The organism is Streptomyces sp. NPDC048392 (assembly GCF_043200575.1).
Lineage (GTDB): Bacteria > Actinomycetota > Actinomycetes > Streptomycetales > Streptomycetaceae > Streptomyces.
The window spans coordinates 172,143-193,161 of record NZ_JBICYB010000003.1; the positions used below are offsets into that span (position 1 = coordinate 172,143).

Consider the following 21,019-nt stretch of genomic DNA (forward strand, 5'->3'; position numbering starts at 1 on the left):
GCACCCGCCGCTTGACCTCAAATCTAGGGGTCCGGCGGTCGCCGGACGTCATGCCCTCGTACCGATTGCCGGGCCTCCCGGAGGATGAGCCGTGACCCGCCGAGTACTCCCCTGGGTGGAGACCGGCTCCCGGGTCTCGGGGTCTTCCCGGACGGGGCGCCCACCGTGGCCCGGTATCTCCGGGCTGTCCGGTGACTTCGCTCACTTCGGCCGCCTTCCCGCACACCCTCGTGCCCGTCCCGGGCCGCGCCCCGCGCGCCACCACGCCCTGGGCGCGGGCCACCCCCGCGCGGCCCCTCGCCACCCCCGGCCGGACGCCCTTCCCCGGTCCAATCCCCGGTGCCCGGCCACCGGTTGGGAGCACCGGCCGAGCACGGCCCGCCCGTCCGCGCGTTCGCTGACCGCCCCTCAACTCTCCCGCCCGGCACTGACAATCCGTCGTCGCGGGAGGGCGCGGCCTCTGCGCGCGGGCGGCCGTGGAAACGTAAGCTGTGGCTCGTCACAGGGACCGGGCAGCGGGGATGAACATGGCGATGATGCGCCTGAGGCGCGAGGACCCGCGCGTCGTCGGCTCGTTCAGGCTTCACAGGCGGCTCGGCGCGGGCGGAATGGGCGTGGTCTACCTGGGCTCCGACAAGAAGGGGCAGCGGGTCGCGCTGAAGGTCATCCGGCCGGACCTGGCGGAGGACCAGGAGTTCCGGTCGCGGTTCGCGCGCGAGGTCTCCGCGGCCCGGCGCATCCGGGGCGGCTGCACCGCCCGGCTGGTCGCCGCCGACCTGGAGGCGGAACGCCCCTGGTTCGCCACGCAGTACGTGCCCGGCCCCTCCCTGCACGACAAGGTCGTCGACGGGGGCCCGCTCGTCGCGGCCGACGTCGCGGCCGTGGGCGCGGCACTGTCCGAGGGCCTGGTCGCCGTGCACGAGGCCGGGGTGGTGCACCGGGACCTGAAACCGTCCAACATCCTGCTGTCCCCGAAAGGGCCGCGGATCATCGACTTCGGCATCGCCTGGGCGACGGGCGCCTCCACGCTCACCCACGTCGGAACCGCGGTCGGCTCCCCCGGCTTCCTCGCTCCTGAGCAGGTGCGCGGGGCCGCGGTCACCCCGGCCACGGACGTGTTCTCGCTCGGTGCCACGCTGGCGTACGCGTCGATGGGCGACTCGCCCTTCGGGCACGGCAGTTCCGAGGTGATGCTCTACCGCGTGGTGCACGAGGAGGCCCAGCTGCACGGCGTCCCGGACGCCCTGGCCCCGCTGGTGCGGGCGTGCCTGGCCAAGGACCCCGAGGAGCGCCCCAGCACCCTGCAACTGTCGCTGCGGCTGAAGGAGATCGCCGCCCGGGAGGCCCAGGGCATGGCCGACGTACGGCCGCCCGCCCCGCGCAGCGCCGACGCCGACCTGCCCACGGGGCGGCTCGCCGACACCTACCCGGAGCGTGACCGGCGGCGTCCGCAGGGCCGTCCGGGCGGGCAGGGCACTCCCGCGCCGAGGAGCACGTCGGGGGCGCGTGGACCGGCGTCCCGGGGTGCCGGTCCGTCGCGCGGCGGCACGTCCTCGCGCAACGGCGGCGCCGGGGGGCGGTCCGCCTCCCGGCCCACGCCCGGGTCCCGCGACGGCAACGGCGGGAACACCTCACGCACCAACGGCGGCGGCCGGTCCGCGCCGCGCAGCGGGACCGGCCGTTCCGCGCCGAGGACCACGGGGACCGGCTGGCGGCGGCCCGCCAATCCGCGGCTGCTGCGGCAGCGCCTGTTCGTGTTCGTGGTGGTGACGCTGCTGGTCGCGCTGGGTATCGCCGCCGCACAGGGCTGCCAGGGACCCTCCCGGGGGCTCGGCGGCGAGCGGGACGGCGTACGGGCGGCGCAGCCGCACGAGCGGGGGGATGCGGGAGGCGGCGGCGCTGAGGGGCAGTGGGCGGCCGGGCGGTAGCGACCGGCCCCCGGCAGCCGGGTTACCCCGCGGAGCCGTCCGGCCGGTGCCGACGCCGAGGCGCGTGCCGTGCCTACGCCGAGGGGCGTCCCGCCGTCACCGCGTAGAAGGCGACCGCGGCCGCCGCGCCCACGTTCAGGGAGTCGACCCCGTGGGACATCGGGATGCGGACCCATACGTCGGATCCCGCCAGGGCCCGCCGGGTCAGGCCGTTCCCCTCGGCGCCCAGCATGAGAGCCACCCGGTCCATACGGTGCGGGGCGACCGCGTCGAGGGGCTCGGCCCGCTCGTCGGGGGTGAGGGCGAGAAGCGTGAAGCCCGCCTCGCGGACCGTCGCCAGACCGGTCGGCCAGGTGTCGAGGCGGGCGTACGGCACGGAGAAGACCGAGCCCATCGAGACCTTGACGCTGCGCCGGTACAGGGGGTCCGCGCAGTCCGGGGAGAGCAGGACCGCGTCCATCCCGAGGGCGGCGGCGGAGCGGAAGATCGCGCCGGTGTTGGTGTGGTCGTTGACCGACTCCATGACGACGACGCGCCGGGCGCCCGCGAGGAGACCGGCCGCCGTGGGCAGGGGCTTGCGCGCCATGGAGGCGAGCGCGCCGCGGTGCACGTGGTAGCCGGTCACCCGTTCGGCGAGCACCGGGTCGACGACGTACACCGGGGCGGGGGCCTCGTCGATGATGTCGCGCATGGGGTCGACCCACTTGGCGGACAGCAGCATCGAGCGCATCGCGTAGCCCGCCTCGCCGGCCCGCCTGATGACCTTCTCGCCCTCGGCGATGAACAGGCCCTCGGCGGGTTCTCGGCGACGGCGCAGTTCGACGTCGGTCAGGCCGGTGTAGTCGTGCAGCCTCGGGTCGTCGGGGTCCTCGACGGTGACGAGCTCGCCCATGTCACGCCGTTCCGTGCGGGCCGACGGCGACGACCTCGCCGACGACGATGACGGCGGGCGGCCTGACCTCCTGCGCGACGACCGCGTCGGCGACGGTGGCGAGGGTCGCGTCCACCCGGCGCTGGGCGGCCGTCGTGCCCTCCTGGACCAGGGCGACCGGGGTGTCGGGGGACTTGCCGTGCGCGACGAGGGTCTCGGCGATCCGGCCGATCTTGTCGACGCCCATGAGGATCACCAGCGTGCCGGTGAGCTTCGCGAGGGACGGCCAGTCGACCAGGGAGCGCTCGTCGTCGGGGGCGACGTGCCCGCTGACCACGGTGAACTCGTGGGCGACGCGCCGGTGGGTCACCGGGATGCCGGCCGCGCCGGGGACCGAGATGGAGCTGGAGATGCCGGGGACGACGGTGCACGCGATGCCCGCCTCGGCCAGCGCCTGCGCCTCCTCCATGCCCCGGCCGAAGACGAACGGGTCGCCGCCCTTCAGCCGTACGACCGCCTTGCCCTGTTTCGCGTGCTCGATCAGCGCGTTGTTGATGGCCTCCTGGGCCATGGAACGCCCGTACGGGATCTTCGCCGCGTCGATGACCTCGACGTGCGGCGGCAGCTCGGCGAGCAGGTCGCGGGGGCCCAGCCGGTCGGCGATGACCACGTCGGCCTCGGCGAGCAGGCGGCGCCCGCGGACGGTGATCAGGTCGGGGTCGCCGGGTCCGCCGCCGACCAGGGCGACGCCGGCGGTGCGGGTGCGCCGGTGCGGGGCGACGAGGGTGCCGTCACGCAGGCCCTCCACCACCGCGTCCCGGATGGCGGCGGTGTGACGGGGGTCGCGGTGGCGCGCGTCGGTGGTGAGCACGGCCACGGTGACGCCCTCGCTGTGGCCGGTCGCCGGGGTCCACGCCGTGGCCCGGTCGGCGTCGTCGGAGCGGACGCACCACACGCGGTGCCGTTCGGCCTCGGCGGACGCGGAGTGGTTGGCCTCGGTGTCGCTGGTGGCGATCAGGGCGTACCAGGCGTCCGCGAGGTCCCCGTCCGCGTACGGGCGCTTCTCCCAGACGATCTCGCCCGCGTCCGCCATGGCCTCGACGGACGGGGTCGCCTCGGGGGACACGAGGCGGATGTCGGCGCCCGCCGCGATGAGGGCGGGCAGGCGGCGCTGTGCGACCTGTCCGCCGCCGAGGACGACCACGCGGCGGCCGGTGAGGCGGAGGCCTACGGGGTAGGCGGGGTGTTCGGCCATGAGGGTGGGCTCCTCGTCCTGGCGGTGCGGGGAGGGCGCTACGGCTCTGGAGCGGCCCTGACGTGGCTGACGTGCGGATACGTGCGGATTCTAGGAGACGCGCGGGGGCGGCACGAGAAGCGTCCGGCATACGGCGGGGGCGTCCCGCGAGCGGCAGCGGACGGTGCCGCCCGCGGCGGGAGCGGGGCGGCGGATGCGCGCCGCCCCGCTCCTCCCCCGCCGGGCTACTTCTCGGTGACGCCGGCCGAGTCGAACGTCGCCACCTCGTGCATGGCCCGCGCGGTGCTCTGCACCATCGGGAGCGCGAGCAGCGCGCCGGTGCCCTCGCCGAGGCGGAGGTCGAGGTCGACCAGCGGGCGCAGACCCAGCTTGTTGAGCGCGGCCACATGGCCGGGCTCGGCGCTGCGGTGACCGGCGATGCAGGCCGCGAGGACCTCGGGGGCGATCGCGCGGGCCACCAGGGCGGCGGCGCCGGCGCTGACGCCGTCCAGGATCACCGGGGTGCGCAGGGAGGCGCCGCCGAGCAGCAGGCCGACCATCGCCGCGTGCTCGAAGCCGCCGATCGCCGCGAGCACGCCGATCGGGTCGGCGGGGTCCGGCCGGTGGACTTCGAGGGCGCGGCGGACGACCTCGGTCTTGCGGGCCAGCGTCTCGTCGTTGATGCCGGTGCCGCGGCCGGTGACCTCGGCCGGGTCCGCGCCGGTGAACACGGAGATGAGCGCGGCGGACGCGGTGGTGTTCGCGATGCCCATCTCCCCGGTGAGCAGCGCCTTGTTGCCGGCGGCCACCAGGTCGCGGGCGGTCTCGATGCCGACCTCGATGGCCTGCTTGGCCTCCTCTCGGGTCATCGCGGCGCCGGTGGTCATGTCGGAGGTGCCCGCGCGGACCTTGCGGGGCAGCAGGCCCGGCGTGGCGGGCAGGTCGGTGGCGACACCGACGTCCACGACGCAGACCTCGGCGCCGACCTGGGTGGCGAAGGCGTTGCAGACCGCTCCGCCGCCCAGGAAGTTGGCCACCATCTGGGCGGTGACCTCCTGCGGCCAGGGGGTGACGCCCTGGGCGTGCACCCCGTGGTCGCCCGCGAAGACCGCGACGGCCGCGGGCTCCGGGATCGGCGGCGGGCACTGCCGGGACAGTCCGGACAGCTGGGCGGAGATGATCTCCAGCATGCCGAGCGCGCCGGCCGGCTTGGTCATGCGCTTCTGCCGCTCCCAGGCCTCGCCGAGCGCCTTGGCGTCCAGCGGGCGGATCTGGGCGACGGTCTCGGCGAGCAGGTCGTGCGGCGCCTCGCCGGGCAGGGCGCGCCGACCGTACGTCTCCTCGTGCACGACCCAGGACAGCGGGCGGCGCTTGGACCAGCCGGCCTGCATCAGCTCGGGCTCGTCCGGAAACTCGTCGACGTACCCGACGCACAGGTAGGCGACGACGTCCAGGTGCTCGGGCAGACCGAGGGCGCGGACCATCTCGCGCTCGTCGAAGAAGCTGACCCAGCCGACGCCGAGGCCTTCGGCGCGGGCGGCGAGCCAGAGGTTCTCGACGGCGAGCGCGGAGGAGTACGGCGCCATCTGCGGCTGGGTGTGGCGGCCGAGGGTGTGCCGGCCGCCACGGGTGGGGTCGGCGGTGACGACGATGTTGACCGGGGTGTCGAGGATGGCCTCGATCTTCAGTTCCTTGAACTGCTTGGCCCGGCCCTTGGGCAGCGACTTCGCGTAGGCGTCGCGCTGACGCGTCGCCAGCTCGTGCATCGCCCGGCGGGTGTCGGCCGAGCGGATGACGACGAAGTCCCATGGCTGCGAGTGGCCGACGGAGGGCGCGGTGTGGGCGGCCTCCAGGACCCGGAGCAGGACCTCGTGCGGGATGGGGTCGCTGCGGAAGCCGTTGCGGATGTCCCGGCGCTCGCGCATGACCTTCAGTACGGCCTCGCGTTCGGCATCGGCGTAGGCGGGGGCCGCCGGGCCGGTGGGCTGCCGTACTTCCGCCACCGCGGCCGTGCTCGCGTCGTGCGGGTCTTCCCGCGCTGCGGTGGCTTCCTGGGGCGCGGGCTCCGCGTGGGGCGCCGGCTCCAGGTGAGCCACGTCCGCCTCCTCGGCCGCCTGGTCCTCCTGGTCGGCGCCGCGCGTGTCCAGGTCGTCGGCGTTCTGGACCAGTTCGGGGTCGGCCTCGCGCGGTGCCGGTACCGCGCCTGCCGGGTCCGCGGCAATGGGCTCCGGTGCCCGGACGGCCTCCGGCGGGACCAGGACGGCCTCGGGGGGCGTGGGCGCGAGGTGCGGGGTGATGGGCACCTGACCGCCGTCGACCGGCGTGAACCGGCCCGCGGGCTCTGGCGTGCTGTCGGTCACGGCCACTTCCTGCGGTACGTCGACGTCCATGAGGGACTGAGGGCCCTGAGCGGGCTGCGGTGCGTGCGGGACCGAGGGGGTTTCGGCGGCGGGGTGGACGCCGGGCCGACCGCCGGCCTGGTCGTCGGACTGGTCGTCGGACTGGTCGTCGGTGACGGGCCGGACCTCGGCGCGCACCTCGGCGGCGGGCTCGACGACCGGCTGCGGTGCGGCTGCCTGCGGGGCGGCCTGGACGACCGGCTGAGGCACGGGGGCCTGCGGACCGGGCTCCGGATCCTGCGGGGGCACCGCGGACCGCGGCCCGGGCCGGGCGTCCGGCTGCGGGTGCGGCGCCTCCTGCGGGACGGGCTGCGCCACCGGCTGTGGCTGCGCGGGCTGCTCCTGCACCGGTGGCGTGGGCTGCTCCTGCACCGGCGTGGGACGCTCCGGGGTCTCCGGGACCGGGAACGGCTCGGGTTCGGCTGCGTCGGGTACGGCCGCTACGGGCTCCTCGACGACCGCGGATACGTCCGGCGCCCGCACGCCCTCGGGCTCGGGCGCCTCGGAGGGCGGGACTTCCGGCGGCGCGGCCGCCTCCGTGGCGGCGGCCACCCGGGGTTCTTCGAGCCCCACCGGTGCCTCGGCCGGTACTTCTGCCGACGACGCCTCGGCCGGTGCTTCTGCCGGTGCTTCTGCCGGTGCCTCGGCCGGTACTTCTGCCGGCGCTTGTTCGGACGTCGGCTGCTCGGCGCTCGCTCGGATCTCCGCAGCCCCCGGGATCTCCAGGGCCTCGTGGATCTCCGGGGCGGGCGCGGCCTCCGCGTCGCCCCGAAACTCCTGGGCTGCCTCGGCCATGAGCTCCGCGGCGACCGCCTCGGGAGCCGGTGCGGCTTCCTCCACGGGGCCGGCGGCCTGACCCGCGTCGGTGTCCGGGACGGGCGGCACCGCCGAGACCTCCTGCACGGCCTGCACGGCCTGCGCCGCCTCCGGCACCTCAGGTGCCTCAGGTGCCTCAGGTGCCTCAGATGCCTCAGATGCCTCAGATGCCTCAGATGCCTCAGATGCGGATGCCTCGCGTGGTTCGCCGGAGTCGTCGGCGCCCCCGGCCGCCCCGCCCGTCGCCGCCACGGCCTCCGTCGCCACCCGGGCCACGAGGGCCTGGGCCGCGCCCACCGGCTCGGACCCCGGGTCCGGTACCGGAACAACCGTTTCCGCATGTCCCGCCCCGGCACTCACCTGAGCTTCCCGGGCCTGCGGGGCCTGCTGCGCTCCCCAGGGTGCCGCCGCCTGCGGAGGCGCCGCGGCGGCCTGCGGGACGTCGAGGTACTCGGGCCCCGCGACCGGCGGGACGGGGTGCCGTGACGGCGCGTCGGCGGGGCCGCGGTCGGCGAGGGAGCGGACCGGGCTGGCGGAGGCGTCCGGGATCGGCGGACCGAGGTGCAGGGGCCTGCGCGCCGGGGCCGGGGCGGACGACGGGTCCCGCGCCGGTTCGGGCAGACGGACGCCGCCGAGGTCGACCGAGCCGCTGTCACGGCCGGACATCTCGTGCGGGCCCGGCTGGTGCACGGTCTCGACGACCGGCTCAGGCGCGGGCGGCGCGACCTCGTTGCCCCAGGCACTCTGGGCTCCCGGCAGCAACAACAGGTCCTCGTCCTCGGCAGTGGCCTCGGAGAGGTAGGTGTACGCACCGGGTGCGGGGACGCCCGGCTGCTCCACCATGCCTGCGTTCTCCGGCAGCCCCTCGTCCGGGATCTGGCCGGTGTCGGTCATGCGTAACCCCTCGCCCATCGGTTAGTGCTTCTACGACCAGCTCACCCGGGACGGCGCACCGACCGCCCCGTAGTGGAGAACGAGCGTGCGTGCCCAGCGGCACGAACGACCCGCCGGAAAAGACGACAAAGCCATTGAGTGGCATTGTCGCGGTCGTTCCCCCGCCACGACAGCCTGATCCGCGACGGCCCGCTGTGGACTGCGCCACGTTGCGCGTCCTCCGGTTCTGCCGTACCGCGCCCGCCGGCCCGGAAGGAGCGGGTTTCTACGGACATTGACCCACGAACCGCCAGGTGTCCGAGTGCGGTACAACAATCCGCCAGCCTACCCCGCGCGGTATGACCAACCGATCACCGGGCGCTGTCTCAACGGGGCGCTTCCCGCCGCACGATCTCTCCGCTGAGCAGGAACGCGACGCTCCGCTCCGTCTCCGTCCAGGCCCGGGTGTCGAGTCCGACGGACTGCAGCAGCGCGCACTCGACGCGGTAACCGTGCTCCGTCAGGTCCCTGCCGACGAGTTCGGCCGCGTCGCGGGTGGCGGCGTGCGCGACGATGCGCTGCGGGCGTCGGTCGGCGACCGCGGAGACCACGGCCGCTCCCCCGCCGCCGACCCGGACGACGTCCGGTTCGGGGAGGTTCTCCAGGATGTGCGGGGCGGTGCCGTGCACGGTCTGGAGCTGGACGCCGAAGTGACGTGCGGTGGCCTCGGTGCGGGCGCAGGCGTCGGCGTCGCGGTCGACCGCGAGGACGGCGGCGCCGGCGCGGGCGGCCTCGGTGGCGAAGGCGCCGCTGCCGCAGCCGATGTCCCACACGAGGTCGCCGAGGCGCGGTCCGAGCCGGGCGAGTTGGGCCGCGCGGAGCAGGTCGGTCTCGCCCTCGCCCAGTTCACCGCCGTAGGCCGCGGCGGGCAGTGACCAGCCGCGCGGCCCGGTGGCGGGGTCGCGGCCGGCGATCCAGCCGGCGCCGTCGCCGCCGGCGGCCGGGCCTGCGCTCCCGCCGGCCACGATGACGACGTTCGGGTCGCGCCAGGTGTGGTCGGCGGCCTTGTCCGAGGTGACGACGGTGACCCGCTCGCGCGTGGTGCCGAGTTCCTCGCAGATGACGAAGGTGCGGTGGATTCCGTCCATCAGCAGGCCGAGTTCGGCGGGCCCGGCGCCCGGTGAGGTGAGGACCGCGACCTTGGTGTGGGCCCGGCACACGTTCACCGCGCGTCGCAGGGTGCGGGGGTGGGCGACGACCACATGAGCGTCGTCCCAGGGCATGCCGGCTCGGGCGAAGGCGGCGGCCACCGAGGAGACCGCAGGGACGACCTCGACCTCCAGGCCGAACTCGGGCGCCCGCAGGGTGCGTACGACGCCGAAGAAGCCGGGGTCGCCGTCGGCCAGCACGACCGTCGTGCCGCGGTGCGCGGCGAGGCGGCGGGCGGCGAGGGTGACGCTGCCGAGGCGGATGCGTTCGGCGGCGGGCGGTACCTCGGGAAGTGCCAGGTGGTGTGCGGCACCGGCCACCAGGGTGGCGGCACCCAGTGCGGAGCGTGCCGCGGCCGTCAGCGGCGAACCGTCCCAGCCGATCACCGTGACCCGGTCGGCCATCGTCGTCAGTCTCCAGGGTTTTCGCAGATCGTGGTCGCGGAGCCGTTCGGGGGCGCGCCCGGTGAGGGTACCTGGTGCGGCGGCCCGGGCACGGGGCGGTGGCGCCGTCCGTCCCCGTGTGTCAGTTCCAGTCGGTGAAGGTGGTGAAACCGTCGTTGTCCGTCAGTTGCCCGGCGGCGCCTTCGAGGTCCTCCGGCAGCAGACTCCACACGATGAAGTCGGTGCGTACGTCCGTCCACCCGTCGTCGGTGCGGACGCGCGCCATGCAGGCGTTGCGCAGGACGCCCTCGCTGATGCAGCCGATCTTCTGGGCGACCTGCTGGGAGGCGGTGTTGTCGGCCGCGGTGCGCAGCTCGACGCGTTCGAACTTCTGGTCGCCGAAAAGCCACTGGGCGGTGGCGAGCGCCGCCTCGGAGGCGTACCCCTCACCCCGGGCCCAGGGGGCGACTATGTAGGAGAGTTCGGTGGACCGCACGTGCCAGTTGGTCTTGGCCAGCCGGATGACCCCGACCAGTCGCTGGGTGAGGAACTCGGTGACGGCGAGGTCGAGTCCCCGGCCCGCCGTGCGCTCGGCGCGGGCGTACTCGCCGATCCAGGCGCCGGCCTCGGCCTCGGTGAAGGGCTGGGGGACGTGGGTCCAGGCGGCGACCTGCTCGTCGTTCATCATCGCGGCCAGGGCGGGGACGTCCTCCTCGTCGAGGGGGCGCAGCACCAACCGCTCCGTGCTGATGGAGATGTCGGGGAAGGTGCTCGTCATGCGCCGCTCCGTAACCTGTGTGACCGTCAGGGCCTGCTCGAACTGCCCAGCATGCAGCATGAAAGCACTCAACCACATCACCGGGTCCGCCCCGTGAGCACGGAGCGGACCCGGTGGGTGACACGGGGCTCGGCGGGGAAGGAGGGTCAGAAGGAGGGCAGGACCGCGCCGGCGTACTTGTCCTCGATGAACTTCTTCACCTCGGGCGAGTTGAGGAGCTTCGCGAGCTTCTCGACGCGCGGGTCGTCCTCATGGCCCTCCTTGACGGCGAGGAGGTTGCTGTTCGGGTTGCCGTTGGCGCTCTCCAGGACCAGGGCGTCCTCGGCGGGCCGCAGGTCGGCCTCGATGGCGTAGTTGCCGTTGACGACCGCCGCGTCCACGTCGTCCAGGGAGCGCGGGGTCTGGGCCGCCTCCAGCTCCTTGAACTCCAGCTTCCTCGGGTTCCCGGTGATGTCCGCGGGAGTCGCCGCGGTGCCGACGCCGTCCTTGAGAGTGATGATCCCGTCGGCCGCGAGCAGCTGCAGGGCGCGGCCCTCGTTGACGGTGTCGTTGGGGACGGCGACGGTCGCGCCGCTCTTCAGGTCGCCGGCCTTCCTCACCTTGTGGGAGTAGAGGCCGAGGGGCTCCAGGTGCACGTCGACGACGGACACGATGTGGGTGCCGTTCTTCTTGTTGAAGTCGTCGAGGTAGGGCTGGGTCTGGAAGTAGTTGGCACCGACCGAGCCGTCCTCGGTCGCCGTGTTCGGCGTGACGTAGTCGGTGAACTCCCTGACCTCGAGGTCGAGGTCCGCGTCCTTCGCCAGGTTGTCCTTGACGTAGTCGAGGATCTCGGCGTGGGGGGCGGGGCTCGCGGCGACGACCAGCGGGCCGGAGGTGTCGGAGGCGGAGTCCTGGTCCGCGCCGCAGGCGGTCAGGCCGAGGGTGAGGGCTCCGGCGGCGAGGACGGCGGTGGTGATCCTGGCGGTGTTACGCACGAAAAGTGCCTTTCCTGAGGTGGTGCGACCCCGTCTCGGGGAGGTACGGGGAGTTCGGGGGGCGGGAGCCCGGGGCGGGGGCGGTCAGACGGCCTTGCTCACGTCGGCCGCGGCGGGCCCGTCGGCCTTGAGCAGCCGGAGCCCGGGCGTCGCGCCGCCACGTCCCCCGCGGCGGTGGAGGGTGCGGGCCGCGTAGTCGCCGGCGAACTGGATGAGCGAGATGGCGACGGCGAGGAGCGCGACGGTGATCCACATGAAACCGGGTTCGAAGCGCTGGTAGCCGTAGCGGACGGCGAGGTCGCCGAGGCCGCCGCCGCCGACGGTGCCGGCCATGGCGGAGTAGCCGATGAGGGCGATGACCGTGGTCGTGGTGCCGGCGATCAGCGAGGGAAGGGACTCGGGGACCAGGGTCTTGCGGACGATGGTCCAGGTGCTGCCGCCCATGGACTGGACGGCCTCGACGAGCCCCGCGTCGACCTCGCGCACGGCGGTCTCGACGAGCCGCGCGAAGAAGGGGATGCCGCCGACGGCGAGCGGCACGATCGCGGCCTCGCTGCCGATGGTGGTGCCGGTGACCCGGCGGGTGAAGCTCATCAGCGCGACCATGAGGATGATGAACGGCATCGAGCGGCCGATGTTCACGATCTGGCCGATGACCTTGTTGACCACGACGTTCTGCAGCAGGCCGCCCCGGTCGGTGAGGACGAGGAGCACGCCGAGCGGAAGTCCGAGGACGACGGCGATCAGGGTGGACCAGCCGACCATGACCAGGGTCTCCCAGGAGGCCTGCTCCAGCAGCGGCTGCATCTGCGACCAGGTCACTTGGCACCTTCCTTCACCAGCGGGGCCGGCGCGTCCGCCGCGTCCGCCGACTCGTTCACGACGTCGATCCGCAGGCCCTGTTCGCGCAGGAAGCCGACGGGGACGACGTTGTCCTCGTAGCGGCCGGGCAGTGCGATGCGCATCCGGCCGACCTGGAGGCCGCCCACGGTGTCGAGGGCGGCACCGAGGATCGATATGTCGATGTTGTAGGTGCGGGAGAGCCGGGAGACGACGGGCTGGGTGGCGGCCTCGCCGTGGAAGGTGACGTCGAGGACGGTGCGGTCGTCCCCGGAGGCGTCGCCGCCGACCGGGAAGAGCGCCGCCGCCAGTCCGGAGCCCGGGGTGGCGAGGAGTTCGCCGACCGTGCCGGACTCGACGATGCGGCCCCGGTCCATGAGGGCGGCCGAGTCGCAGATGCTCTTGACGACGTCCATCTCGTGGGTGATGAGCAGGACGGTCAGGCCGAGCTGCCGGTTCAGGTCGCGCAGCAGCTGGAGGATGGAGCGGGTGGTCTCCGGGTCGAGGGCGCTGGTGGCCTCGTCGGAGAGCAGGACCCTGGGGTCCCCGGCCAGGGCGCGGGCGATGCCGACGCGCTGTTTCTGGCCGCCGGACAACTGGGCGGGATAGGCCTTGGCCTTGTCGGCGAGACCGACGAGGTCGAGGAGTTCCAGCGCCTTGCGGGAACGTTTCTTCCCCGACTTGCCGAGGATCTCCAGCGGCAGTTCGACGTTGTCCTGCACGGTCCGGGAGGAGAGCAGGTTGAAGTGCTGGAAGACCATGCCGATCCGGCTGCGCGCCTGCCGCAGCTCACGGCCGGCGCGGGGTCCGCGCCCGGCCAGCGCGGTGAGGTCCTGGCCGGCGACGGTGACCGTGCCGGCGGTGGGGCGCTCCAGGAGGTTGACGCAGCGGATGAGGGAGGACTTGCCGGCGCCGGACTGGCCGATGACGCCGTACACCTCGCCCTCGCGGACGTGCAGGTCGACGCCGTCCAGGGCGGTCACCTCGCGGCCGCGTGAACGATAGACCTTGGTGAGGCCCGATGTGGTGATCACGTGGGTTTCCGTCACTGTCGAGTGCACGGCACCGTGGTGGGCGCCGGGCACGGGGCGGTGTTCTTCGGGTTCTTGGGGCCCTTCGGCACACGGCACGGTTCTCGCGGTGGCGGGTCCGGCCGGGAAGGACCGGGAAGGCGCGAGGTCGGGGAGAAACGTGTGCGCGGGGCACGGCTCGGCCGCGTGCGCGGGGGGCGCGGTGGCGGACTCGGGCGGCGCTCGCTTCGGGGCGCGAGGCTCAGGTGGTGCGGGGGCCCTCTAGAAGGCGCACATTCGACACGTGCAACGAGACATGCGACGAGCACCGGGCGTCGTCGTCGCCTCGGTCGCAGGGGTGCGGTCGCTCGTCGTGCTCATGCGATCAGTAAAGCAGACGTACGGTCCTGACCGGAGACGGCTGTCCGGATACTGGACAGCCGTGGACGGTGGCCGGTCGCGGAGGCGCGGATCAGCCCCGGACGGTGATCCCGAGTCCCTCGCCGGTGCCCCGTGCCGACAAGGCCGACAGGTCGGTGACCACCAGGTCGGCGTCGAGTTCGCCGGCCCCGTGTGTTGTGGCCAACGCCACGGTGGTCATGCCGGCGGCGCGGCCCGCCCGGAGCCCGGCGGGCGCGTCCTCGAAGACGACGCAGGCCGACGGGTCGACGCCCAGGGCGCGGGCGCCGAGCAGGTAGGGCTCGGGATGAGGCTTGCCGTGCGTGATGTCGTCGGCGGCGACGAGGGTCTCGGGGAGGATGCCGACGGCGTCGGGGCGGGCCTCGGCGAGCCGCCGGGCCGCGGAGGTGACGACCGCCCAGCGGTCCGCCGGGAGGGCGTCGAGGAAGGCCCGGGTACCGGGCAGCAGATGCACGGCCCCGTTCGGCACGTCCTCGACCTCCAGCTGCTCGATCCGCGCGACGGCCTGCGGCACCACACCGGCGGGCAGCAGGTCGGCGGCTGTCTCCCCGGCCGGGCGCCCGTGCAGCTCGGCCCGCCCGAACCGCTCCGCCGTGATCCCGTACTCGACGGCCCACCGCGTCCGGCAGCGGCGCACGGACGCGAGGGAGGAGACGAGGGTTCCGTCGTTGCCGAACAGGAGCGCTTGGGCGTGGATCCTCATGTCGCCAGCCCTACGGCGCCGCCGCACCACGGCGCCGGGGCCGGGGCGGGGCCCGGAGCGGGGCCGGGGCCACCGGGGCCCGCGGGCCGTAATAGGCTCGCTGCCATGCTTGACGTCCTGACGCTGGTGACCGGCGTCGCCGCGCTGCTGCTCGCCGCCTGGTGCGGCTGGGCCGCCTACCGTGACCAGCCGACGAAGGACTGGCATTTCATCGGCATGGCCGTGGTCACGGCGCTGGCGCTGCTCCAGCTGGTGGTCGGGGTCGTGCGGCTGGCGCGGGGCGAGGAACCGGAGCAGGGCACGACGATCTTCGTGGCGTATCTGCTGGGCGCCTTCGCCTGCGTGCCCGCGGCGGGGTTCATGTCGCTGGCCGAGCGCACCCGCTGGGGCTCGGTGACGGTCGCCGCGGGCGGTGTCGTCCTCGCCGTCCTGGAGGTGCGGCTGTATGACATCTGGGGAGGCTGACATGGCGGCCACGGAGGAGAAACCCGCCCGCAGGCGGCTGATCAGCGGGCCCGGCATCCTGCTGGTGTGGCTGTACGGCGTGATGGTCGTGGGCGCCGTGTCGCGGTCCGTGTACCAGATCGCGACCGAGCTGGACCGGGCGCCGCTCGCCTACACGCTGTCGGCCGTCGCCGGCGTGGTCTACGGGTTCATCACGTACACCCTGGTGCGCGGCGGTGAGACGGCCCGCAGGGCGGCGCTGGTGTGCTGCGCCGCCGAGCTGGTGGGCGTCCTGACGGTCGGCACCTGGACGCTGGTGGAGCCGTCCGCCTTCCCCGACGCGACCGTGTGGTCGGACTACGGGATGGGGTACCTCTTCATTCCCGTGCTGCTGCCGCTGTCCGCCCTGTACTGGCTGCGCCGGGCCCGCACCGCCTAGCCTCTTCGCGGGCCCGGCGGCCCTCAGGCCGTGGCCGCGTAAGCCCCCGCCTGCTTCTCCAGGACGATCATGGGTACGCCGTCCGCCCCCTCGGCGGTCCCCACCGTCTCGTAGCCGACCCGCCGGTACAACCGCAGGTTGTTCTCGCTGCGGTGCCCGGTGTGCAGCCGGAAGCGCTTGGCGCCGCGCTCCCCGCCCAGGGCGGATTCGGCGGCCCGCAGCAGCCGGGCCCCGATGCCGTGCCCCTGGAGACGGGGGTGGACGCACAGCTTGCCGATGGACGCCGCCCCGTCCTCGGTCACCCGGCCCCGCACCGAGCCCACGACCTCGTCGCCGAGCCGCGCCACGAAGACGCAGTCGGCGGCGACCTCCTCGCGCACGGAGTCCAGGGTCTGGACGAGCGGGTCGATGCGGTAGTTGCCGTACAGCGCCGCCTCGCTCTGGAAGCAGAGGTACTGCAGCCGGAAGATCTGCTCGGCATCCTGTGCGGTCGCCGCCGAGATGGTCACGCTCATGCCCATGTGCGCATGCCTCCCGCTCACCTGATCACCTGTGGTCCCCCACTCCTATCCCCGTCCTCGGCGGGCCGCAACCTCCGGCGTCAGCAATCGACGCAGACATCCCAGACATCGGGAACGTTCCGGGCCAAGGCTGCCCTGTGAGATACCCAACTCCCCCGCGATCTCCCGGTATGTGAGGTCCCGCGGCGACAACAGCGCCTCCATCAGCCGGGGGCAGCGGCCCGGCAGCCGGCGCACCGCCTCGCGCAGCGCGCGGTGCCGGGCCGCGGTGAGCGCGAGCCGCTCGGGCTCGTGCGTCTGTTCCCAGTCGGCGGCACCGGCGGGTTCGGTCCCGTACGGCCGCTCGTCGCGGGCCGTACGGCGGGCGCGGCGGGCCTCGGTGCGGACGGCGCTGCGCAGCCAGCGGTGCGGGTCGGGGGGCGGGCCGTCGGCCTCCAGGCGTTCCAGCAGGCGCAGCCAGACCGCCTGTTCGAGGTCGCCCGGCTCGGCTCCGGATGCGTACGCCTCGGCCGACGCCTCGGCGGTGAGCAGGGGGCGCAGGGAGGCGACCAGATCGTGCGTCATACGCACAGCGACGCGGCCGCCCGGACGGCGGGTTGCCCGGACGGCCGAAGGTCACCCCAACCGGTTCCGGGCGCTCAGCTGTTGACGAAATCCTCGCGGGCCAGCACACCGGCGTCCGGATTGTCGGTGAAGACGCCGTCGATGCCGGTGGCGAAGTACGTCCGGAACGCGCCGAACACGTCACCGTAGGCGTCGGGGTCGCCGCCCTTGCGGAACTCCGCGGGCAGGAAGGGGTTCTCGTTGCGCATGGTGTACGGGTGCAGGATCAGGCCCGCGCGGTGGGCGTCGCGGACGAGTGTGGTCGGCGCGGTGAGCCGGCCGGCGGAGTCCTTCGGGATGATCAGGTCCAGGGTCGGGCCGATGCCCTGGGCGTAGGAGGCGATCTCCTTCAGCCCTCTCGGCGTGACGAGGTCGGCCGTGGTGCGCGGGTCGCCGGTCTCGACGAAGTCCCAGGGGCGGCTGCTCGCACCGGACAGCAGGACGGCGAGAGGGTTGCCGACCAGCTTGTTCATCCGCTGGATGCTGGTGGGCTCGAAGGACTGGATGATGACGGGGGAGTTCTTCCGGTCCTTGCCGTACTTGCGCAGCAGCCGTGCCAGGCGCTCCTCCGTGCCCAGGCCCAGCTTGCGGAAGTAGGTGGGGTGCTTGAGTTCGGGGTAGATCCAGACCTGCTTGCCGCGCCTGCGGGTCTGCTCGTCCTGCCAGCGGAGCACCTCTTCGAAGGCGGGGATCTCCCAGCGGCCGTCGTAGAGGGTGTTGTGCGGGCGGTTGGCCGGGATGCGCTCGGTCGCGCGGAGCGTCTTGAGCTCGGCGAGCGTGAAGTCCTCGGTGAACCAGCCGGTGGTGGAGACGCCGTCCAGCAGCTTGGTGCGTTTCCGGTCGGCGAACTCGGGGTGGTCGGCGACGTCGGTGGTGCCGCCGATCTCCGGTTCGTGCCGGCAGACGAGGTGACCGTCCCGGGTCGGGACGAGGTCACCGGCCTCGACGATGTCTGCCCCGAGGTCGAGGGCCAACTCATAGGAGCCGAAGGTGTGCTCGGGGCGGTAGCCGGCGGCCCCGCGGTGGCCGATGACGGTCGGGACGGGCAGGCCCTTCAGGCCGCCGCCGTGTCCGCCGCCGTGCCGGGTGGCCTGCCGGGGGCCGGCGGCTCTCGCCGTGCCGGACAGGCCCAGTGCGGCTCCGCCCGCGCCGAGCACCGCCGCGCCGAGGAGCGCCCGCCGTCCGGTGCCGCCGCCCGCCCGCTCGTCCGACTCCTGCGTTCCCATGGGGTCTCCTGTCGTTGACCGTCGGTGCGCGCCGATCGTAGGGGTGCGTACATGACGAGCGGGAGACCGCGGCCGGAACACGCGGGTGCGGGGAGATGTCGCACCGGACGGATGCCTGACGTGCCGTCGGCTTGGCGGCGGCGGAGCGGGGTAGGCGTAGGTCACCGGGATCGTGGCGCTTCTCGGGCGGCGCGCCTCACGCGTTCCGCGCCGAGTCCGTGCTTCGCTCCGGGCCGGGCCCGCGTCCCGGGACCGAGGGCACCGGGGCCCCACGGGCGCGACCTGCCTCACATCCCGTGAGGGCGTCACGGCCGGTCGGCACCACGGCGGCGCAGGTGAACACGCGTCAACACCGTGCAGGACCCGGGTGGCCCGAGGTGCGTGATCCCCCGGGCCGCGAGTAATGTCCTCACCTGCACAGACTCATACCGCATCCCCGACACCGGAGGACCCGTTGTCCCGCTTCGTGTTCATCAAGGCAGTGCTCGGTCCGATCATGCGCCTGATGTTCCGCACTCGGGTGGAGGGTGTGGAGAACATCCCGGGCGAGGGCCCGGTGATCCTGGCCGGCAACCACCTCACCTTCATCGACTCGATGATCCTGCCGCTGGTCTGCGACCGGCAGGTCGTCTTCATCGGCAAGGACGAGTACGTCACCGGCAAGGGCTTCAAGGGCCGGCTGATGGCCTGGTTCTTCACCGGCGTCGGCATGATCCCGGTCGACCGCGACGGCGGCCGGGGCGGTGTGGCTGCGCTGATGACCGGACGCCGGGTGCTGGACGAGGGCCGGATCTTCGGCATCTACCCGGAGGGCACCCGCTCCCCCGACGGCCGCCTCTACCGGGGCCGCACCGGCATCGCCCGGCTCACCCTGATGACCGGCGCCCCGGTGGTCCCGTTCGCCATGATCGGCACCGACAAGCTCCAGCCGGGCGGTACCGGCCTGCCCCGGCCGGGCAAGGTCACGGTCCGCTTCGGCGAGGCGATGGAGTTCTCCCGCTACGAGGGCATGGACCGCGACCGCTACGTCCTGCGCGCCGTGACCGACTCCGTGATGACCGAGGTCATGCGGCTGTCCGGGCAGGAGTACGTGGACATGTACGCGAGCAAGGCGAAGGCGGCGTAGGGCCGCGGGGATCCGCGCACGCAGTAAGGCGGGCCGCTCGGGGAGCGGCCCGCCGTTCGCGTTCCGGCCCCGTGCGGCCACGCGGGCTCGCGCGGCTACGGGTGTTTGGCACCGTCCTCCAGACGCCGGCCCCGGAGCAGGAACCAGGATGCCGCGGCGGCGGCCAGCAGTACGGCGGCGCCGACGCCCGCCGCGAGGGCCAGGCCGTCGACGAAGGCCTGGCGGGCGGAGTCGAGCAGCGCCTCGCCGGTCTGGGCCGGGAGCCCGGCGGCGGCCTCCACCGCACCGCCCAGTGACTCGTGTGCGGCGGGCGGGGTGCCCGCGGGGCCGGTGAAGTCGCGGTAGACGCCGGTGACGATGGAGCCGAGCACGGCGATGCCGAGGGCGGCGCCGAGTTCGTACGCCGTCTCGGAGACCGCGGAGGCGGCGCCCGCCTGTTTCTCGGGAACGCTGGAGAGGATCACGTCGGCGGTGACGGTGAACGAGAGCCCGGCGCCGACACCGACGACCAGCAGGGCCGTGCCGAGCAGTGGATAGGCCGTGTGCCGGCCGATCACGGTCAGCGCGGCGAGCGCCAGCCCGACGGCGGCGAGTCCGCCGCAGACCACGGCACGCACCGAGAAACGCCGGGCCGCTCGGCCGGCCATCAGGCCGGCCACCACCGCGCCGACGGCGGCGGGCAGTTCGGCCAGGCCCGCCTCGAAGGGCCGCCTGCCCTGCACGAGTTGCAGGTACTGGGAGAGGAAGAACACCAGCCCCGACAGACCCAGGACGGTGAGCAGGTCGGCCAGGACCGCTCCGCTGAAGCCCCGGCTGCGGAACAGCCGCATGTCGAGCAGCGGGGTCGGCATGGTCAGCTGACGGCGGACGAAGCCGTGGAGCGCGGCGGCGCCCAGCAGGCCCGCGGCCAGCGTGGCCCACGCGAACCCGTGCGTGGCCGCCTCCTTGACGGCGTACACGACACCGGCCATCCCGACCAGGGAGAGGGTGACGCTGAGCAGGTCCCAGGGGCCCGGGTCCGGGTTGCGGGACTCCGGCAGGAGCTTGACGCCGACGACGACCAGGACGGCCATCACGGGCAGGTTGATCAGGAAGACCGAGCCCCACCAGAAGTGCTCCAGCAGGAATCCGCCGACGATCGGGCCGACCGCCGTGCCCGCGGAGGCGGTGGCGCCCCAGATGCCGACGGCGAGGCTGCGTTCGCGCGGGTCGTGGAAGAGGTTGCGGATCAGGGCGAGGGTGGCGGGCATCAGGGTCGCGCCCGCGACGCCGAGCAGCGCCCGGGCGAGGATCATCAGCTCGGGGGTGTGCGCGTAGGCGTTGAGGACGGATATCGCGCCGAACGCGGTGGCGCCGAGGAGCAGGATCCGCTTGCGGCCGATGCGGTCGCCGAGGCTGCCCATGGAGACGAGCAGGCCGGCGATGACGAAGGAGTAGACGTCGCCGATCCAGAGCAGCTGGGTGCCGGAGGGGGCGAGGTCCTCGCTGATGTAGGGGGTCGCGAGACCGAGGACGGTCGCGTCGACGGCCACCAGCAGCACGGCCAGCACCAGGACGGACAGCGCCAGCCAGCGGCCGGGACGCTTCACCGCCTCGGTCGTCCGGGCCGGCCGCAGGGTGCGGGTCATGGTTCCTCTCTCCTCAGTGCGCCGCCGAGCAGCAGCTCGACGATCATGTGGGTGAAGTCGTTGCGGGCCACGCGCCCCTCGGTCACGGCCCACGCGCCGGAGGCCAGCAGGCCGTAGAGCGCCTCGGTGAGCCAGGCGGGCGTGAGGTCGATGCGGAACTCGCCGCTCTGCTGGCCTCGGCGGAAGACCGCGGCCAGCCGGGCGTCGATACGGGCCCAGCCCTCGTTCTGCTTCTCGCCCTCGAACAGCTGGTTCTCGGTGTAGAGGAAGGCGAGCAGACCGGCGGCGGACTCGATCTCGCGCACGAGCCGGCGCACCGCGTCGGCCGCGGGTCCGTCGTCGAGGCGGGCCGCGTCGAGGGCTGCCTCGCACTCGGCGATACCGAGCGACTCCAGGGCCCGGACGAGGGCGTCGCGTCCGGCGAAGTGCCGGTGCAGCGTGGCACGGCTCAGTCCGGCCGCCCTGGCGACCTCGTCCATGGTCGCGGTGGCTCTGCGGGTCAGCAGGGCCGCGGCGGTGCGCAGTACCAGGTCACGGTCGACAGCCATGAGACAACAATAGACCACATGAGACATAGCTGTCTCACGCTGGGCA

General features: G+C 73.7%; 18 protein-coding genes. 4 read left to right on the forward strand and 14 right to left on the reverse strand.

Annotated elements, in window-relative coordinates; all coding sequences use genetic code 11:
- The first annotated feature begins 521 nt into the window (after window positions 1-521).
- Window positions 522-1,928: a protein kinase gene (locus ACGFYH_RS07025; RefSeq protein WP_393802302.1), complete on the forward strand. Its 1,407-nt coding sequence runs from the start codon at window positions 522-524 to the stop codon at window positions 1,926-1,928.
- 73 nt (window positions 1,929-2,001) lie between these two features.
- Here ACGFYH_RS07025 and ACGFYH_RS07030 read toward each other — a convergent pair whose 3' ends face one another.
- The 9 genes from ACGFYH_RS07030 to ACGFYH_RS07070 all read right to left on the reverse strand — a co-directional run bounded on the left by ACGFYH_RS07030 (window position 2,002) and on the right by ACGFYH_RS07070 (window position 14,438).
- Window positions 2,002-2,820 (reverse strand): TrmH family RNA methyltransferase, encoded by an 819-nt coding sequence (locus tag ACGFYH_RS07030; RefSeq protein WP_393802095.1) that lies wholly within the window; start codon window positions 2,818-2,820, stop codon window positions 2,002-2,004.
- A 1-nt stretch (window position 2,821) separates the two neighbouring features.
- Window positions 2,822-4,054: a uroporphyrinogen-III C-methyltransferase gene (cobA, locus tag ACGFYH_RS07035; protein ID WP_393802096.1), complete on the reverse strand. Its 1,233-nt coding sequence runs from the start codon at window positions 4,052-4,054 to the stop codon at window positions 2,822-2,824.
- A gap of 224 nt (window positions 4,055-4,278) precedes the next feature.
- Window positions 4,279-8,142: a nicotinate-nucleotide--dimethylbenzimidazole phosphoribosyltransferase gene (gene cobT / locus ACGFYH_RS07040; protein WP_393802097.1), complete on the reverse strand. Its 3,864-nt coding sequence runs from the start codon at window positions 8,140-8,142 to the stop codon at window positions 4,279-4,281.
- Window positions 8,143-8,507: 365 nt separating this feature from the next.
- The gene (gene cbiE / locus ACGFYH_RS07045) at window positions 8,508-9,734 is read right to left on the reverse strand and encodes a precorrin-6y C5,15-methyltransferase (decarboxylating) subunit CbiE (protein WP_393802098.1); all 1,227 of its coding nucleotides are present in this window, start codon (window positions 9,732-9,734) and stop codon (window positions 8,508-8,510) included.
- 121 nt (window positions 9,735-9,855) lie between these two features.
- Window positions 9,856-10,491, reverse strand: coding sequence for a GNAT family N-acetyltransferase (locus ACGFYH_RS07050; protein ID WP_393802099.1), 636 nt, complete (start codon window positions 10,489-10,491; stop codon window positions 9,856-9,858).
- Window positions 10,492-10,637: 146 nt separating this feature from the next.
- Window positions 10,638-11,465 carry a MetQ/NlpA family ABC transporter substrate-binding protein gene (locus ACGFYH_RS07055; RefSeq protein ID WP_393802100.1) on the reverse strand — a complete coding sequence of 276 codons (828 nt, stop codon included), beginning with the start codon at window positions 11,463-11,465 and terminating at the stop codon, window positions 10,638-10,640.
- A gap of 84 nt (window positions 11,466-11,549) precedes the next feature.
- Complete coding sequence (locus tag ACGFYH_RS07060) at window positions 11,550-12,287, reverse strand: methionine ABC transporter permease (protein WP_393802101.1); 738 nt, start codon at window positions 12,285-12,287, stop codon at window positions 11,550-11,552.
- Entirely contained in the window at window positions 12,284-13,339 is a 1,056-nt protein-coding gene (locus ACGFYH_RS07065) for a methionine ABC transporter ATP-binding protein (RefSeq protein WP_393802102.1), read from the reverse strand. Before ACGFYH_RS07065 ends, ACGFYH_RS07060 begins: the two co-directional genes overlap by 4 nt.
- A gap of 448 nt (window positions 13,340-13,787) precedes the next feature.
- Window positions 13,788-14,438, reverse strand: coding sequence for an HAD family hydrolase (locus ACGFYH_RS07070; protein WP_393802103.1), 651 nt, complete (start codon window positions 14,436-14,438; stop codon window positions 13,788-13,790).
- 105 nt (window positions 14,439-14,543) lie between these two features.
- Between ACGFYH_RS07070 and ACGFYH_RS07075 the strand changes: the two genes are divergently transcribed.
- Together ACGFYH_RS07075 and ACGFYH_RS07080 are read left to right on the forward strand one after the other, a co-directional pair.
- Window positions 14,544-14,903, forward strand: coding sequence for a hypothetical protein (locus ACGFYH_RS07075; protein WP_393802104.1), 360 nt, complete (start codon window positions 14,544-14,546; stop codon window positions 14,901-14,903).
- 1 nt (window position 14,904) lies between these two features.
- Complete coding sequence (locus tag ACGFYH_RS07080; RefSeq protein WP_393802105.1) at window positions 14,905-15,321, forward strand: hypothetical protein; 417 nt, start codon at window positions 14,905-14,907, stop codon at window positions 15,319-15,321.
- Between the two features lie 23 nt (window positions 15,322-15,344).
- Here the strand turns inward: ACGFYH_RS07080 and ACGFYH_RS07085 are convergent, their stop codons facing one another.
- The 3 genes from ACGFYH_RS07085 to ACGFYH_RS07095 form a co-directional block, all read right to left on the reverse strand.
- Window positions 15,345-15,842 (reverse strand): GNAT family N-acetyltransferase, encoded by a 498-nt coding sequence (locus tag ACGFYH_RS07085; protein WP_393802303.1) that lies wholly within the window; start codon window positions 15,840-15,842, stop codon window positions 15,345-15,347.
- A 45-nt stretch (window positions 15,843-15,887) separates the two neighbouring features.
- Complete coding sequence (locus tag ACGFYH_RS07090; RefSeq protein ID WP_393802106.1) at window positions 15,888-16,406, reverse strand: sigma-70 family RNA polymerase sigma factor; 519 nt, start codon at window positions 16,404-16,406, stop codon at window positions 15,888-15,890.
- 74 nt (window positions 16,407-16,480) lie between these two features.
- Entirely contained in the window at window positions 16,481-17,671 is a 1,191-nt protein-coding gene (locus ACGFYH_RS07095) for a glycerophosphodiester phosphodiesterase (RefSeq protein WP_393802107.1), read from the reverse strand.
- Window positions 17,672-18,125: 454 nt separating this feature from the next.
- On the opposite strand from ACGFYH_RS07095, the gene ACGFYH_RS07100 reads away from it, so the two are divergent.
- Window positions 18,126-18,797, forward strand: a complete 672-nt coding sequence (locus ACGFYH_RS07100) for a lysophospholipid acyltransferase family protein (protein ID WP_393802108.1) — start codon at window positions 18,126-18,128, stop codon at window positions 18,795-18,797.
- A 95-nt stretch (window positions 18,798-18,892) separates the two neighbouring features.
- Here the strand turns inward: ACGFYH_RS07100 and ACGFYH_RS07105 are convergent, their stop codons facing one another.
- The gene (locus ACGFYH_RS07105) at window positions 18,893-20,425 is read right to left on the reverse strand and encodes an MFS transporter (RefSeq protein WP_393802109.1); all 1,533 of its coding nucleotides are present in this window, start codon (window positions 20,423-20,425) and stop codon (window positions 18,893-18,895) included.
- A complete protein-coding gene (locus ACGFYH_RS07110; protein WP_393802110.1) occupies window positions 20,422-20,973 on the reverse strand; it encodes a TetR/AcrR family transcriptional regulator in 552 nt (183 codons plus the stop codon). Before ACGFYH_RS07110 ends, ACGFYH_RS07105 begins: the two co-directional genes overlap by 4 nt.
- Window positions 20,974-21,019 lie beyond the last annotated feature (46 nt).

Bases quoted from the DNA above. Each gene is read 5' to 3' on its own strand.
- ACGFYH_RS07050 (WP_393802099.1), bottom strand. From the start codon at position 10,491: ATGACGAGCACCTTCCCCGACATCTCCATCAGCACGGAGCGGTTGGTG.
- ACGFYH_RS07110 (WP_393802110.1), bottom strand. From the start codon at position 20,973: ATGGCTGTCGACCGTGACCTGGTACTGCGCACCGCCGCGGCCCTGCTG.
- ACGFYH_RS07030 (WP_393802095.1), bottom strand. From the start codon at position 2,820: ATGGGCGAGCTCGTCACCGTCGAGGACCCCGACGACCCGAGGCTGCAC.
- ACGFYH_RS07075 (WP_393802104.1), top strand. From the start codon at position 14,544: ATGCTTGACGTCCTGACGCTGGTGACCGGCGTCGCCGCGCTGCTGCTC.
- ACGFYH_RS07105 (WP_393802109.1), bottom strand. From the start codon at position 20,425: ATGACCCGCACCCTGCGGCCGGCCCGGACGACCGAGGCGGTGAAGCGT.
- cbiE (WP_393802098.1), bottom strand. From the start codon at position 9,734: ATGGCCGACCGGGTCACGGTGATCGGCTGGGACGGTTCGCCGCTGACG.
- cobA (WP_393802096.1), bottom strand. From the start codon at position 4,054: ATGGCCGAACACCCCGCCTACCCCGTAGGCCTCCGCCTCACCGGCCGC.
- ACGFYH_RS07095 (WP_393802107.1), bottom strand. From the start codon at position 17,671: ATGGGAACGCAGGAGTCGGACGAGCGGGCGGGCGGCGGCACCGGACGG.
- cobT (WP_393802097.1), bottom strand. From the start codon at position 8,142: ATGACCGACACCGGCCAGATCCCGGACGAGGGGCTGCCGGAGAACGCA.
- ACGFYH_RS07090 (WP_393802106.1), bottom strand. From the start codon at position 16,406: ATGACGCACGATCTGGTCGCCTCCCTGCGCCCCCTGCTCACCGCCGAG.
- ACGFYH_RS07070 (WP_393802103.1), bottom strand. From the start codon at position 14,438: ATGAGGATCCACGCCCAAGCGCTCCTGTTCGGCAACGACGGAACCCTC.
- ACGFYH_RS07080 (WP_393802105.1), top strand. From the start codon at position 14,905: ATGGCGGCCACGGAGGAGAAACCCGCCCGCAGGCGGCTGATCAGCGGG.
- ACGFYH_RS07025 (WP_393802302.1), top strand. From the start codon at position 522: ATGAACATGGCGATGATGCGCCTGAGGCGCGAGGACCCGCGCGTCGTC.
- ACGFYH_RS07085 (WP_393802303.1), bottom strand. From the start codon at position 15,842: ATGGGCATGAGCGTGACCATCTCGGCGGCGACCGCACAGGATGCCGAG.